Below are 13,550 nucleotides of genomic sequence, written 5' to 3' on the forward strand. Positions count from 1 at the left end.
TGAAGGCGAAGAGGTCACACCTGTTCCCATGCCGAACACAGTAGTTAAGCTCTTCAGCGCCGATGGTAGTCGGGTTTACCCCCGTGAGAGTAGGACGTCGCCAGGTTGATACAATATTTTATGGGATGCATTCCCACAATATCGCGGGGTAGAGCAGTCTGGTAGCTCGTCGGGCTCATAACCCGGAGGTCACAGGTTCAAATCCTGTCCCCGCAACCAAATTATTTCTTGGTCGTGCTTCACAGGCGCTTCCAAAAATTTTTTTGTCTAAAATGATTTTCCAAATCATGGTCCGGTAGTTCAGTTGGTTAGAATGCCTGCCTGTCACGCAGGAGGTCGCGGGTTCGAGTCCCGTCCGGACCGCCACTATTTTAAACTTTTAAATGTTATACATAAAGCCTTAGGATGCTTTCCTAAGGCTTTTATTATGGATTTTTTTATTAGAGGGCGTGTCCTGGTATACTAGGAGTATTCATAACGTACGGAAAGGGTTAGAATGATGGATGAGTTTTCATTTATACGTTCCATACAACCGAAATTTTACCGCCAGGCCTCAGTCATGAAGGGGATCAGCGATGATGCAGCTGTTATCCGTCCGTTGGACGGTGATTTCGTCACTGCTGTCGACACGATGGTGGAAGGGGTCCATTTCACAAGAGAAACCATGGATCCTGAGCATATCGGATGGCGGGTACTTGCTGCTAACCTGAGCGATCTGGCTGCGATGGGGAGCACGCCCCGCTTCTACATGGTTTCGATTACGATTCCAAAAAGTTGGTCGGAACAGGAACTGCAGGCGGTCTATCAAGGCATGAAACGGCTTGCTGATCTTTATGATGTCGACTTAATCGGTGGAGATACGGTTTCCGGGCAGGAGCTGTCGCTCACTGTGACCGTGATCGGGTCTGTATCCAAGGATAAAGCCCGGTACCGCTCTCACGCTCAAGCCGGCGATCTTCTATTTGTTACCGGTACGCTAGGAGATTCCAGAGGGGGCTTGGAATACCTGCTCACAGGAAGGACAGCATCGTCCGACGGTCTTGATTATTTGATCCAGCGTCACCGTACGCCGGAGCCGAGAATCACCTTCGCTTCTTCTCTGGCTTCTTTGAACCGCATGGCGCTCAATGATGTGAGTGATGGGATTGCCAGTGAAGCCAATGAAATCGCAGCCGCTTCACACATGGATCTCATCATTGATCCGGAGGTGGTTCCTTATTCCAAAGCTCTAGAGAGGTGTTATCCTGGTCATTATCAAGCATGGATGTTTTCCGGTGGTGAAGACTTTGAGCTGCTTGGCACAGTTCCGGAGAAGGATTGGGCTGTCGTTGAAAAAACGGCAGAGTCCGTGGGTGTCCGTGTGACCCGGATTGGATATGTGGAGCATATGAGGTCTGACAGTCCCTCTGTATGGCTCGCCAAAGATGGAGGGCGGGAGAGACTTGACGCCTCCGGGTATACACATTTAAAGGAAGAGGGTGAGTAAATGACTGCATTCGAATGGAAAAGCAGTTCAGTACAAGAGACAAACGATATGGCTGTCCGGCTTGGAGAGAAGCTGACTGCGGGTGATGTACTCACCCTCGAAGGAGATCTCGGAGCGGGGAAGACGACGTTTACGAAGGGATTAGGAAAGGGGCTTGGTGTGAAACGGACCATTAACAGCCCGACTTTTACGATTATTAAGGAATATCAGGGGCGAGTGCCTTTTTATCATATGGATGTTTATCGTCTGGAGGACAGTGATGAGGACCTCGGCTTCGATGAGTATTTGGACGGCGGCGGGGTTACCGTTGTGGAATGGGCCCAGTTCATTGAGGAATACCTTCCAGAAGAGCGACTGGACATCACAATCCGGTACCTGGATGATACCGTACGCGTCTTTCACTTTGAAACAGCCTCTCCTCGATTGGAACAGGTATGTAAGGAGATTTTGTCATGAATATTTTAGCGATCGATACTTCGAATTACGTAATGGGAGTCGCGGTTCTCAGAGACGGTGAAGTTGCCGGGGAATACGTGACCCATATGAAAAAGAACCATTCCATCCGGCTGATGCCTGCGATTGACCAGGTAATGAAGGACACAGGAATGAAACCGGAAGAACTGGACAGGATCGCTGTCGCTCACGGACCTGGATCCTATACAGGTGTCCGCATCGGACTGACGACGGCGAAAACGATGGCATGGTCTCTTGGAATTCCTGTTGTCGGTGTATCCAGCCTGGAGGCGGCTGCACGTCAGGGAGCCTTTTTCCAAGGATATATCAGCCCGTTTTTCGATGCCCGGCGCGGTTTAGTGTATACCGGGTTGTATGACAGAGAGATGACCCTAGTGAAAGAGGAGCGCAACCTGCTGATGGAGGACTGGCTTCAGGAACTGAAAGAGTCAGGGGAACAGGTTCTCTTTATCAGCCAGGATACAGCTGTGCATAAGGAACGAATCCTTGAAGTGCTCGGTGACCAGGCTGTCATTCCGGCCGCACCTTACCAGTTCGCTAGACCTTCCCTAGTCGCAGCTGCTGGAGCTGACAAGGAACCGGGGCCGCTGCATGACCTTGTCCCGAATTATCTCCGCCTTCCTGAAGCAGAGGCCAAATGGCTGGCCCAGCAGGAGAACAAGTAAAATGGCGTCCGTCCGGCGAATGACCATTGACGATGTCGAAGCTGTGATGCAGGTGGAAAAAGCATCTTTTGCTGTGCCGTGGTCACAGGAAACATTTGAAAAAGAAATGACCGACAATCCATACTCCTTCTACTATGTTGTGGAAGAGGATGAGAAAATCATCGGATATTGTGGGTTGTGGTTAATTATCGATGAAGCGCATATAACCAACATTGCCATTCTTCCTGAGTACCGTGGATACAAGTATGGGGAGCTGCTCTTCGGACATACGTGCCGGGAAGCCGTCGAGCGGGGAGCTGTACAGCTTTCCCTTGAAGTCCGTGTCTCCAACATGGCTGCCCAGCATCTATACCGGAAATTCGGTCTTGTCCCCGGTGGTGTACGGAAGAGGTATTATACAGACAATGGAGAAGATGCGCTCGTTATGTGGGTGGGATTAAAATGAATGAAGATCAATACATTCTTGCAATTGAAACGAGTTGTGATGAAACAGCCGTTGCTGTCGTGAAAAACGAAACCGAACTGATTACAAACGTCGTTGCCTCACAAATAGAAAGTCATAAGCGCTTTGGCGGCGTCGTCCCGGAAATCGCGTCAAGGCATCATATTGAGCAGATGACCCTCACGCTTCAGCAGGCACTGGACGACTCGGGCATGACGATTGATGATATGGATGCGATTGCTGTGACAGAAGGACCGGGGCTGGTCGGCGCGTTGTTAGTCGGTGTAAACGCCGCGAAGTCGATAGCTTTTGCCAAGCAGAAGCCACTCGTTGGCGTGCATCATATCGCAGGCCATATCTATGCGAACCGTCTGGAAAAAGAATTTCAGTTTCCACTGTTGGCGCTCGTCGTTTCCGGTGGTCACACGGAGCTCGTACTGATGCGCGAGCACGGCTCGTTTGAGATTATCGGGGAAACACGCGATGATGCTGCAGGAGAAGCCTATGACAAAGTCGCCCGGACGCTGAAACTTCCCTATCCAGGTGGTCCCCATATCGATCGTCTGGCTCATGAAGGGGAAGAAACGATCGAGTTTCCACGGGCATGGCTCGAGGACGGTTCCTACGACTTCAGCTTCAGTGGATTGAAGTCAGCCGTCATCAACCGTCTTCATAAGGCGAAGCAGCGTGGGGAAGAGTTAAAGGCTGAAGACGTTGCGGCCAGCTTCCAGGCGAGTGTTGTCGATGTTTTATCTACGAAAGCCCTCCGTGCTGCAGAGGAATACGGTGTGAAACAGATGATTGTTGCTGGTGGGGTGGCCGCCAACAAAGGATTAAGAAAAGCGTTGGAGGAAAAATTCCAGAACAGTAAGGCAGAACTGCTGATCCCACCCCTTCATTTGTGTACGGATAATGCAGCCATGATTGCTGCAGCTGGTGCTGTAGCTTTCAATCAAGGCCATCGTTCCGGCTGGGATTTGAATGCCAACCCCGGGCTCGATCTTGAAAGGTACGGAGCAAGGAAAACAGGCTCTCCTTCCTAAAGGGGAGCTTTCTTTTCTTGAGTTATCCACATGTGTATAAGTTGTTTTTCCAGTAAAAGGCTGTGGGCAAGTAGATAATGGAAAGAAAACGTTACCATTTTGCGTGGATAAGTACGGGTTTTCCTGTGGATAATGTGTATAACCCTGTTGAGAACTGTAAATACGCGTGTGGATCTGTTGAAAACTTTGTGGATATTGAATAGTGGTTCACAGGGGTATGAGAAGGACCCCTCTTCGGCCTCTGATCTATTGAGGTCACGAGTCTACAGTCTAAAAAAGCCGGCGTATGAGCGCCGGCTTTCTTGTTTACTCATGAAGAGCTTCCCATTCTTCCATTAAAGCTTCTAAACGAGCATTCTTTTCTTTATTGTCTTCCGTAATTTCAAGAGAGCGTTCGTGATCCTGGTAAATATCCGGATCACAGAGCAGTTCTTCGTTTTCTTCCAGTACAGCTTCTACTTCCTCGATTTCCTTTTCGATTTCAGCAATCCGGCGGTTTTTCCGGCGTTCCTCACGCTTCGCGGCTTTATCCTCTTCAAAGCTGTTTTTCGGAGGCGTCTGCTTTTCCGCAGGTTTTTCCTGGGCGCGTTCGGCTTCTTCCAACTGCTGCAGTTCGTATTCTTCCTGCTTCTTCTCCACATAATAGTCATAGTCCCCGAGGAACAGGCGTGTGTTCTCCGGCTTCATTTCCACGACTTGATCGGCAATCTTGTTGATGAAGTAACGGTCGTGGGAAACGAACAGCAGGGTGCCCGGGTAGTCGACGAGTGCGGCTTCCAGCACTTCTTTACTGTCCAGGTCCAGGTGGTTGGTCGGTTCATCGAGAATGAGGAAATTGGCTTCCTGCATCATCAGCTTGGCGAGGGACAATCGTGCTTTTTCCCCGCCGCTCAATGCAGAGACCGGTTTCAGCACGTCCTCCCCTGAAAACAGGAAGTTGCCCAGAATCGTCCGGATATCTCTTTCATTTTTCATTGGGTAATCATCCCACAGCTCGTTCAGCACCGTTTTCTTAGACTGAAGCTTGAGTTGTTCCTGGTCATAATAGCCGATCTGGACGTTTGTGCCGAGGAGCTTTTTCCCTTTTGTCCCTTCCAGTTCACCGACAAGCGTCTTCAGGAGGGTCGTTTTTCCAACACCGTTTGGCCCGACGAGCGCTACAGAGTCCCCACGGTTCAGATCAAGCGTCAGGTTATCGAATAAATAGGACGAGCTGTCCGAATAGCGGAAGGCATAGTCTCTCAGCTTCAGCACATCATTGCCGCTTCTTCTCGCAGCCTGGAAACTGAACTTCGCTGACAGGTTGTCTTCCTTGGGCTTGTCCAGCTTATCCATTTTCTCGAGCTGCTTGCGGCGGCTCTGCGCCCGCTTACTCGTTGTCGCCCGGACAAGGTTCTTCTGGATGAAGTCCTCCATCCGTTTGATTTCTTCCTGCTGCTTTTCAAAGCGCTTCATTTCCTGTTCGAAGTCGGCTTCCTTTTTCTTTAAATAGTTGCTGTAGTTGCCATGATACTTCTTCGATGATTGAAAAGCGATCTCGTATACGGTATCGACGATTTTATCCAGGAAGTAACGGTCGTGCGAAACGATGACCACGGCACCGGGATAGCCCTGGAGGTAGTTTTCCAGCCAGCTCAGCGTATCGATGTCCAGGTGGTTGGTCGGCTCATCAAGAATCAATAGATCGGGACTGGTTAACAGCAGCTTCCCGAGCGCCAGCCGTGTTTTCTGACCTCCACTTAATGTAGAAATCGGTGTAGTCCAGTCAAAATCCTTGAAGTTAAGTCCGTTCAAGACGGCCCGGATATCGGCTTCATAATGGTAGCCGCCGGCGGTCTTGAACTGCTCCTGTTTCCGGTCGTAGTCCTTCAGCAGCTGCTGATAGCGGGTCTGATCTTCCATCAGCGCGGGATCGGCCATCTGCACTTCCATGGAGCGGAGTTCTTTTTCCAATGATTTTAAGTGGTCAAAAACCTGCTCCATCTCATCCCAGATCGACTTTTCGGACTGCAGACCTGTATGCTGCTCCAGGTATCCGACCGATGCATCTTTCGGTTTGAACATATCTCCGGAATCGTAGCTCATCTCTCCGGCCATAATCTTCAACAGGGTCGATTTTCCTGCCCCGTTCCGGCCGACGATGGCGATCCGGTCATTCTTTTGTACTTCCAATTTAATATTCGTTAAAATCAACTCGGCGCCGAAACGCTTCGTCAGTTGATTCAGCTGCATGAGAATCATGTCGTTTCACCTCGATGAACTAAGTGTATCTTATACGGATGCCCACTAGCAACAGAATCCCCCGTGTGAAAAGCGAACGTTGACGACTCCGGTTTGATTTTTTGGTAGAATAAGAGTAGTGTTTCAATCAGAACCATGTAGAAAAAGGGGAACGTGCCAATGACGGAATTTAGTCATTTCAATGAAGAAGGCCGTGCCCGGATGGTGGATATATCCGGCAAGGAAGATACCGTAAGGACGGCGGTCGCCTTCACAAGTGTAGAAGTGAACAAAGAGATTTATCATAAAATTACAGAACGGACGATGGAAAAAGGGGACGTTCTGTCTGTAGCCCAGGTGGCCGGTATCATGGCTGCTAAAAAAACCCCGGACTGGATTCCAATGTGTCACCCTCTACCGTTGAAGGGTGTCGATATTTCCTTCGACTGGGAGCTTGATGGAGAGAAACCGCGTTTGATCATCGAGGTTTCCGCCAGGACGAAGGGAAGCACAGGTGTGGAAATGGAAGCGCTCACGGCTGCGTCCGCTGCTGCGCTTACGGTGTATGACATGTGTAAAGCCGTAGATAAAGGGATGGTCATCGGGCCGACGTATTTGTCGGAGAAGACCGGTGGCAAAAATGGCGACTATAAACGAACGGATCGGTAAAGGAGGTCGGAGCCATGGATATGGAACAAGCAAAAATTCCACAGGCGACAGCCAAGCGGCTGCCGCTGTATTACCGCTTCTTGAATAACCTGCACAGTCAGGGAAAGCTGCGTGTATCATCGAAAGAGCTGAGTGAGGCGGTGAAAGTCGACTCCGCTACGATCCGCCGGGATTTTTCCTACTTCGGAGCACTCGGGAAGAAGGGCTACGGCTACAACGTGGAATACCTGCTGTCCTTCTTCAGAAAGACGCTCGATCAGGATGAAACGACGAAGGTCGCCCTGATTGGTGTAGGGAATCTGGGAACGGCTTTTCTGAATTACAATTTTACGAAAAACAACAATACGAAAATTGAAATGGCCTTTGATGCCAACGAGGAGCGGGTCGGTACGGAAGTCGGCGGTGTCGAAGTGCACCACATCGACGACTTGGAAAACCAGCTCGGTGACCTTGAGGTTGCCATCTTAACGGTACCGGCATCCGCCGCCCAGGGCATTGCAGAACGCCTTGTAGAAGCGGGCGTGAGCGGGATTCTCAATTTCACGCCGGCGCGGATCAGCGTACCATCGCACGTTCGAGTGCACCATATCGACCTTGCGATTGAACTGCAGGCCCTTGTCTATTTCCTGAAGCATTATCCGCTGATGGAGGATGGGCCGGTGGATGAAGCATAAAAAAGACTTAGAGCGTTGTCTGCTCTAAGTCTTTTTTACTACTTCGTCGTTTCTTTCCAGCTGTTGTCCATCAGCATTTTACCCGGCCACGTGTAGGCGGTCAGTCCGCCGTCCACAGTAAGATCCTCACCGGTAATGAACGAACTTTCATCAGAAGCGAGGAAAAGGGCGGCGGAGGCGATTTCCTCCGGCTTTCCTAACCGGCCCATCGGTGTCACCCATTTCTGCGCTTCCCGGAATTCACGACCTTCCTCTTCTTTTTTCGTACCGGCCAGTTCATCAACGAGCGGCGTTTCAATCGTTCCGGGGGATACCGCATTCACACGGATGCCCTGACGTGCGTAATCAATCGCCATCGCCCGGGTGAAATTGGTGATTCCGCCCTTGGCTGCGTTGTAGCCGGAACGGTCCAGATCAGCCGCCTGTCCGGACATGGATGATGTATTGATGATCGAACCACCATTTTCAAACATGAGCGGAAGCAGATATTTACTGACTAAAAAGGTGCCGCGCAAATCGACGGAAATGATCTGGTCGAACAAATCGACCGGATATTCGTGCACCTTGCCGCCTTCTTCATCCACACCGGCGTTGTTGAACAGCACATCAATCGTTCCGTACGTTTCCTCTACATAATTGGCAAAAACGCGGACACTTTCCTGCTCGGACACATCCAGGGCGTAGGATTCCGCCTGCCCGCCGTTGGTGTTGATTCCTTCCACAGTTTTTCGGACATCCTCTTCATCGACGTCAGCACAGATGACGCGGGCGCCTTCCTGTGCGAAAAGCTTCACGGTCGCTTTACCGATTCCTGTCGCGGCTCCTGTCACGACTGCCGTTTTATTGTCTAAACGTCCCATATGATCTTCCTCCTTTATTCATCTGGTTGTATACTACCCAGGGGTTATAGACTGGAAACATAAGGGAACGCTTACACCGCTCATTTGACCAAAAATAAACTGGAACGGCCGATGGAAGGGTTAATCCGTTTCCGAGGTGGTATAGTAGATAATAGTGTACGAATCGACAGAAAGTGAGGGACATCTATGAGTAAGCTGCCGAATAAATGGCTTGTCGTCATATCGGTTCTGTTTGGAACGTTTACCGTCATCTTAAATAATAGTATGCTGAACCCGATTTTACCGCGGTTCATTGAAATTTTTGATTCCAATGCCGTAGCCGTCGGGTGGATTTTAACGATCTTTATGGTCGCCATGGGGATGACGATGCCGCTGACGGGGTATTTCGGAGACCGGTTCGGGAAAAAGAAAGTCTACCTGACCGGTTTGTTTATTTTTATCCTTGGGTCGTTGTCTGGATTCTTTTCCTTCACGCTCAGTATGGTGATCATCTCCCGGGCGATTCAGGGAATGGCCGGGGGCTTGATGCTGCCGATCGCCATGGCACTCATTTTCAACTCGTTCCCGAGACATGAGCGGGGACTGGCGGTCGGAGTTTACGGGGTTGCGGCGATGGTCGCTCCGGCAATCGGTCCGACCGTCGGGGGACTGTTGATCCAGTATGTGGACTGGCCGTGGCTGTTTGCCTTTAACATTCCGTTTGGACTGACAGGTCTGATTTTATCTGCGAAGTTTCTGGAGCGGACGGAAACGCATCCGGAGAAAAAGTTCGACCTTGTCGGGTTTCTTATCATTACCTTAGGTATCGGATCCGTGTTGTTCGCGCTCGGACGCGGAAGGACACTGGATAAATTGATGGATCCGCTGAACCTGACGCTCGTGGTGGTCGGCTTATTGGCAATCGTCTTGTTCGTCTTTTACGAAAACCGTCAGGACGATCCGCTTCTCAATCTATCGGTCTTCAAAGTGCCGACCTATTCCGTATCCATCCTTGTCACCTCGGCTGCATCGATCGGGTTGTTCTCAGGAATTTTCCTGCTGCCGCTGCTCATTCAAAATGTCTACGGCTTGAATGAAGTCATGACAGGTCTGTTGTTCCTGCCGGCAGCCGCGGCGAGCGGGGTGTTCATGTCGATCGGCGGACGGATACTTGATAAAAAGGGACCGAAGTACGTCGTTCCGCCCGGTCTTACGATTATGGCCCTGGCGACACTGGGGCTTGGGATGCTGAAGCTTTCCACCCCATATTGGATGATTCTCGCCTTGAACACGGTGCGCGGTCTGGGCATGGGAATGGGGAACATGCCGGCGACGACGTCCGGAATGAATGCTATTCCTGAGCATCTTGTCGCACAGGGAAGTGCGATGAACAACATCATCCGGCAGATTTCCTCTTCGCTCGGTATCGTCTTTTTCTCTATTTATTATGAAGTCCGACGCGCGCAGATTTCCGCAGGAGGGGATATCGAAATGCAGGCGGCCACCCTGCAGACATTAAATGAAGCTTTCCTTGTGTCGGCGGTTGTGCTGCTGATTGCGCTGCCGTTTTCCTTTATTTTGAAAGGCGTTCCGGATGAGGACGAAAAACAAGCATAAGTAAAGAGCTTGTTCTCGCCTGGAAAGTATGTGGATGGTCGTGTTCCACTTATCGGTGGATGCCTGTCCGCGGGCACGGCCACCTTAATAAACATAAAAAACGCAGGCATCGCGCCTGCGTTTTTCTTATTTCTTCGTATTCTTAATTTTGTTATGAAGGTTGTATAAACGAACGGCCACGGCAATGTTGAAGGTGGCGACAAGCGACAAAATGATCGTCGTTGCATTCCAGATCGTTTCAACCGCTGCCTGAGCGGCAATATACGTAAAAGCAATCCCTAAGGAAAAATACAGCAGCGCCATGAATAATGGAGATGTTTTCATAAGTTTAGAATAACCCTCCAATGAAGATCGTCTCGACCTGCTCCTGCATGCGGCGGATATCTTCCTCTGTCAAAAAGTACTGGGTGGCGACAACAAACGAGTTCATCGCCATATGAGCCACGATTGGTGTAATAATTCGTTTTGTTTTGACGTAAAGGAAGGCGAATACCACACCCATGGAGAAGTAGACTAACATGTGCTTAAAGTCGAAGTGGAACGCACCGAATACAAGTGCAGAAACGAGCACTGCAAGCAGGAAGTTCGTGCGTTTGTAAATTTCTCCAAAAATAATTTTACGAAAAATAATCTCTTCTGTAATCGGAGCGAATACAACAGGGAGTAGAATGAAAAGCGGGGCTTCCCGGGCAATTTCCATCAAGCCCATCGTATTTTCCGAACCGGCCGGCACACCGAACACCTCACGTTCAATGGTGGCGGCGATCGCCTGTGCAAACAAAGCGAGAAACACACCGGCGATCGACCAGAGAATGACTTTTCCGGCACCAGCTTTTTCATCGCGCGCGTACGCTTCCTTTCTTTCCGGACGGAGCAGCAGCAGAATGATCAATGTTGCGATCGTAAAGCTGATGACAGACGAGACAGCCACCGCATCAAACCGCTCAAACCCTGCAGCGATCAGAAGAGGAGCAAAGACAAGCGTGGAAAGCTGTGTCACTACATAAATTAAAATGATATACCAATATCGTTTGGGCATACGTTTACGACTCCTTTTATTCAGCAGCAGGAACACTTCCTGCACTACATACTTTATGTATTTTATCACAGTTTCAAAACCACACGTAAGCGATACGCAGGAACGTGCGATTTTTGTCGAAAAACTTGGATAAATTTCTAGAGTTTCTACTTGAAAAACAGTAGTGAATTGATTATGATAAGAATTGTGTTAGCACTCACCTATGTCGAGTGCTAATAAACGACTAAAATCTGAACAACCATATCAAGGAGGGTGTCCTAATTGTTAAAGCCACTTGGTGATCGTATTGTCATTGAACTAGTTGAAGAAGAGCAGACTACTGCAAGCGGAATCGTACTTCCGGATTCTGCGAAGGAAAAGCCGCTGGAAGGTAAAGTTGTTGCTGTCGGTAACGGCCGCGTAACCGAACACGGCGAGAAAGTAGCACTTGAAGTCGCAACCGGCGACCGCGTGATCTACTCCAAATTCGCAGGTACCGAAGTGAAGTATGAAGGCAGTGAATACTTGATTCTCCGCGAATCCGACGTACTTGCTGTCATTCAGTAAATTCTTCAAAAATACTTAAACATACGATATTAATGAGGAGGGCATTTTAAATGGCTAAAGAAATCAAATTTAGTGAAGACGCACGCCGCTCTATGCTGCGTGGTGTAGATACATTAGCAAATGCTGTTAAAGTTACACTCGGACCAAAAGGACGTAACGTCGTTCTTGATAAAAAATTCGGTTCTCCACTCATTACTAATGATGGTGTAACCATCGCAAAAGAGATCGAGCTGGAAGATCACTTCGAAAACATGGGTGCTCAGCTTGTATCTGAAGTTGCTTCCAAAACCAACGACGTGGCCGGTGACGGTACGACGACAGCAACGGTCCTTGCTCAGGCGATGATCCGTGAAGGTCTTAAAAACGTAACATCCGGTGCGAATCCTGTCGGTATCCGTAAAGGAATCGAGAAAGCGACAGCTGTAGCAACGGAAGAGCTTCGCAAAATCTCCAAGCCGATCGAAGGCCGCGATTCCATCGCGCAGGTCGCAAGCATCTCTGCTGCTGACAACGAAGTCGGCCAGCTGATTGCTGAAGCTATGGAGCGTGTAGGTAACGACGGTGTTATCACGATTGAAGAATCCAAAGGCTTCAACACCGAGCTTGAAGTGGTTGAAGGTATGCAGTTCGACCGCGGCTATGCTTCTCCTTACATGGTCACTGACCAGGATAAGATGGAAGCGGTTCTTGAAGATCCTTACATCCTCATTACAGATAAGAAGATCAACAACATCCAGGAAGTTCTTCCTGTCCTTGAGCAAGTGGTTCAGCAGTCCAAGCCGCTTCTATTGATCTCTGAAGACGTTGAAGGCGAAGCACTTGCTACACTTGTAGTGAACAAGCTGCGCGGTACATTCAACGCAGTAGCTGTTAAGGCTCCAGGCTTCGGTGATCGTCGTAAAGCGATGCTTGAAGACATTGCAACACTTACGGGCGGCCAGGTCATCACAGAAGATCTTGGTCTTGAATTGAAGAATACAACAATCGATCAGCTTGGACGCGCGTCCAAAGCGGTCATTACTAAAGAAAACACAACGGTTGTCGAAGGTGCCGGAAACCCTGAGCAGATCTCTTCCCGTGTCGCTCAAATCCGTGCCCAGGCAGAAGAAACCACTTCTGAATTCGACAAGGAAAAACTGCAGGAGCGCCTTGCTAAACTTTCCGGGGGCGTAGCTGTCATCAAAGTCGGCGCTGCTACAGAAACAGAATTGAAAGAGCGTAAACTACGCATCGAAGACGCCTTGAACTCTACTCGAGCAGCTGTAGAAGAAGGCATCGTAGCCGGTGGTGGTACAGCGCTTGTCAACATCATTACCTCTGTCGAAGGCCTTGGCCTTGTCGACGACGAAGCGACAGGTGCAAGCATCGTTCTCCGTGCGCTTGAAGAGCCGGTTCGCCAGATCGTCCACAATGCGGGTCTTGAAGGATCCATCATCGTTGAGCGTCTGAAAGGCGAAGAAGTCGGCGTAGGCTTCAACGCAGCCACAGGCGAATGGGTAAACATGGTTGAGCAGGGTATCGTTGACCCAACTAAAGTTACACGTTCTGCGCTTCAAAACGCAGCTTCCGTAGCCGCTATGTTCTTGACGACTGAAGCGGTAGTCGCTGATCTTCCTGAAGAAGATAACGCTGGCGGCGGCATGCCTGACATGGGTGGCATGGGCGGTATGGGCGGCATGATGTAATCTGCCCCCAACCCCTTTGATAGACAAGGATTTGAAACCCTAAAATTGAATATTGACTGGATTTTGACTGGATTTCCCCTGGAAATCTCTTTAAGTCCCAGAAGCCTCTTATGAGTTCCCTGAACTTTTGGGAGGCTTTTTTATTTAAAAA

At 49.7% G+C, this 13,550-nt stretch carries 14 protein-coding genes, 2 tRNA genes and 1 rRNA gene; 13 read left to right on the plus strand and 4 right to left on the minus strand.

Translation table 11 applies throughout. From position 1 onward, the window contains the following. From rrf to tsaD, 8 genes are all read left to right on the plus strand, one after another. Positions 1 to 106, plus strand: a 5S ribosomal RNA gene (gene rrf / locus H615_RS0112720); the annotation flags it as partial. A gap of 36 nt (positions 107 to 142) precedes the next feature. Beyond that, a tRNA-Met gene (locus H615_RS0112725) sits at positions 143 to 219 on the plus strand. 70 nt (positions 220 to 289) lie between these two features. Further along, positions 290 to 366, plus strand: a tRNA-Asp gene (locus H615_RS0112730). A gap of 133 nt (positions 367 to 499) precedes the next feature. After that, positions 500 to 1,486, plus strand: a complete 987-nt coding sequence (gene thiL / locus H615_RS0112735; RefSeq protein ID WP_027955511.1) for a thiamine-phosphate kinase — start codon at positions 500 to 502, stop codon at positions 1,484 to 1,486. Beyond that, complete coding sequence (tsaE, locus tag H615_RS0112740; protein WP_027955512.1) at positions 1,487 to 1,942, plus strand: tRNA (adenosine(37)-N6)-threonylcarbamoyltransferase complex ATPase subunit type 1 TsaE; 456 nt, start codon at positions 1,487 to 1,489, stop codon at positions 1,940 to 1,942. It begins immediately after the preceding gene. After that, entirely contained in the window at positions 1,939 to 2,625 is a 687-nt protein-coding gene (gene tsaB, locus H615_RS0112745; RefSeq protein ID WP_027955513.1) for a tRNA (adenosine(37)-N6)-threonylcarbamoyltransferase complex dimerization subunit type 1 TsaB, read from the plus strand. Before tsaE ends, tsaB begins: the two co-directional genes overlap by 4 nt. Before the next feature lies 1 nt (position 2,626). Beyond that, a complete protein-coding gene (rimI, locus tag H615_RS0112750; RefSeq protein WP_027955823.1) occupies positions 2,627 to 3,070 on the plus strand; it encodes a ribosomal protein S18-alanine N-acetyltransferase in 444 nt (147 codons plus the stop codon). Next, positions 3,067 to 4,110: a tRNA (adenosine(37)-N6)-threonylcarbamoyltransferase complex transferase subunit TsaD gene (tsaD, locus tag H615_RS0112755; RefSeq protein WP_035532175.1), complete on the plus strand. Its 1,044-nt coding sequence runs from the start codon at positions 3,067 to 3,069 to the stop codon at positions 4,108 to 4,110. The genes rimI and tsaD overlap by 4 nt, the downstream gene beginning before the upstream one ends. 306 nt (positions 4,111 to 4,416) lie before the next feature. Here the strand turns inward: tsaD and H615_RS0112760 are convergent, their stop codons facing one another. Then, positions 4,417 to 6,351, minus strand: a complete 1,935-nt coding sequence (locus H615_RS0112760) for an ABC-F family ATP-binding cassette domain-containing protein (RefSeq protein ID WP_027955515.1) — start codon at positions 6,349 to 6,351, stop codon at positions 4,417 to 4,419. Positions 6,352 to 6,510: 159 nt separating this feature from the next. On the opposite strand from H615_RS0112760, the gene moaC reads away from it, so the two are divergent. Further along, on the plus strand, positions 6,511 to 6,999 hold the full coding sequence (moaC, locus tag H615_RS0112765) for a cyclic pyranopterin monophosphate synthase MoaC (RefSeq protein ID WP_027955516.1): 489 nt from the start codon (positions 6,511 to 6,513) through the stop codon (positions 6,997 to 6,999). Positions 7,000 to 7,013: 14 nt separating this feature from the next. Then, positions 7,014 to 7,673 (plus strand): redox-sensing transcriptional repressor Rex, encoded by a 660-nt coding sequence (locus H615_RS0112770; RefSeq protein WP_027955517.1) that lies wholly within the window; start codon positions 7,014 to 7,016, stop codon positions 7,671 to 7,673. Between the two features lie 38 nt (positions 7,674 to 7,711). On the opposite strand, the gene H615_RS0112775 is transcribed toward H615_RS0112770, so the two are convergent. After that, positions 7,712 to 8,533 (minus strand): SDR family oxidoreductase, encoded by an 822-nt coding sequence (locus tag H615_RS0112775; RefSeq protein ID WP_027955518.1) that lies wholly within the window; start codon positions 8,531 to 8,533, stop codon positions 7,712 to 7,714. 186 nt (positions 8,534 to 8,719) lie between these two features. Between H615_RS0112775 and H615_RS0112780 the strand changes: the two genes are divergently transcribed. Beyond that, positions 8,720 to 10,129, plus strand: a complete 1,410-nt coding sequence (locus tag H615_RS0112780; protein ID WP_027955519.1) for an MDR family MFS transporter — start codon at positions 8,720 to 8,722, stop codon at positions 10,127 to 10,129. A gap of 126 nt (positions 10,130 to 10,255) precedes the next feature. On the opposite strand, the gene H615_RS0112785 is transcribed toward H615_RS0112780, so the two are convergent. Then, entirely contained in the window at positions 10,256 to 10,453 is a 198-nt protein-coding gene (locus H615_RS0112785; RefSeq protein WP_027955520.1) for a YdiK family protein, read from the minus strand. Between the two features lie 4 nt (positions 10,454 to 10,457). Then, a complete protein-coding gene (locus H615_RS0112790; RefSeq protein ID WP_027955521.1) occupies positions 10,458 to 11,168 on the minus strand; it encodes a CPBP family intramembrane glutamic endopeptidase in 711 nt (236 codons plus the stop codon). Between the two features lie 261 nt (positions 11,169 to 11,429). Here H615_RS0112790 and groES point away from each other — a divergent pair, with 261 nt between their 5' ends. Together groES and groL are read left to right on the plus strand one after the other, a co-directional pair. Next, positions 11,430 to 11,714, plus strand: a complete 285-nt coding sequence (groES, locus tag H615_RS0112795) for a co-chaperone GroES (protein ID WP_027955522.1) — start codon at positions 11,430 to 11,432, stop codon at positions 11,712 to 11,714. A 50-nt stretch (positions 11,715 to 11,764) separates the two neighbouring features. Further along, positions 11,765 to 13,399, plus strand: coding sequence for a chaperonin GroEL (gene groL, locus H615_RS0112800; protein ID WP_027955523.1), 1,635 nt, complete (start codon positions 11,765 to 11,767; stop codon positions 13,397 to 13,399). Positions 13,400 to 13,550 lie beyond the last annotated feature (151 nt).

It is taken from the genome of Halobacillus kuroshimensis DSM 18393, assembly GCF_000425705.1.
Lineage (GTDB): Bacteria > Bacillota > Bacilli > Bacillales > Halobacillaceae > Halobacillus > Halobacillus kuroshimensis.

Excerpts from the sequence above, each read along its gene's own strand:
- rimI (WP_027955823.1), top strand. The coding sequence starts at position 2,627 with ATGGCGTCCGTCCGGCGAATGACCATTGACGATGTCGAAGCTGTGATG.
- H615_RS0112760 (WP_027955515.1), bottom strand. The coding sequence starts at position 6,351 with ATGATTCTCATGCAGCTGAATCAACTGACGAAGCGTTTCGGCGCCGAG.
- tsaB (WP_027955513.1), top strand. The coding sequence starts at position 1,939 with ATGAATATTTTAGCGATCGATACTTCGAATTACGTAATGGGAGTCGCG.
- moaC (WP_027955516.1), top strand. The coding sequence starts at position 6,511 with ATGACGGAATTTAGTCATTTCAATGAAGAAGGCCGTGCCCGGATGGTG.
- groL (WP_027955523.1), top strand. The coding sequence starts at position 11,765 with ATGGCTAAAGAAATCAAATTTAGTGAAGACGCACGCCGCTCTATGCTG.
- H615_RS0112780 (WP_027955519.1), top strand. The coding sequence starts at position 8,720 with ATGAGTAAGCTGCCGAATAAATGGCTTGTCGTCATATCGGTTCTGTTT.
- H615_RS0112775 (WP_027955518.1), bottom strand. The coding sequence starts at position 8,533 with ATGGGACGTTTAGACAATAAAACGGCAGTCGTGACAGGAGCCGCGACA.
- tsaE (WP_027955512.1), top strand. The coding sequence starts at position 1,487 with ATGACTGCATTCGAATGGAAAAGCAGTTCAGTACAAGAGACAAACGAT.
- H615_RS0112790 (WP_027955521.1), bottom strand. The coding sequence starts at position 11,168 with ATGCCCAAACGATATTGGTATATCATTTTAATTTATGTAGTGACACAG.
- thiL (WP_027955511.1), top strand. The coding sequence starts at position 500 with ATGGATGAGTTTTCATTTATACGTTCCATACAACCGAAATTTTACCGC.
- H615_RS0112770 (WP_027955517.1), top strand. The coding sequence starts at position 7,014 with ATGGATATGGAACAAGCAAAAATTCCACAGGCGACAGCCAAGCGGCTG.
- tsaD (WP_035532175.1), top strand. The coding sequence starts at position 3,067 with ATGAATGAAGATCAATACATTCTTGCAATTGAAACGAGTTGTGATGAA.
- H615_RS0112785 (WP_027955520.1), bottom strand. The coding sequence starts at position 10,453 with ATGAAAACATCTCCATTATTCATGGCGCTGCTGTATTTTTCCTTAGGG.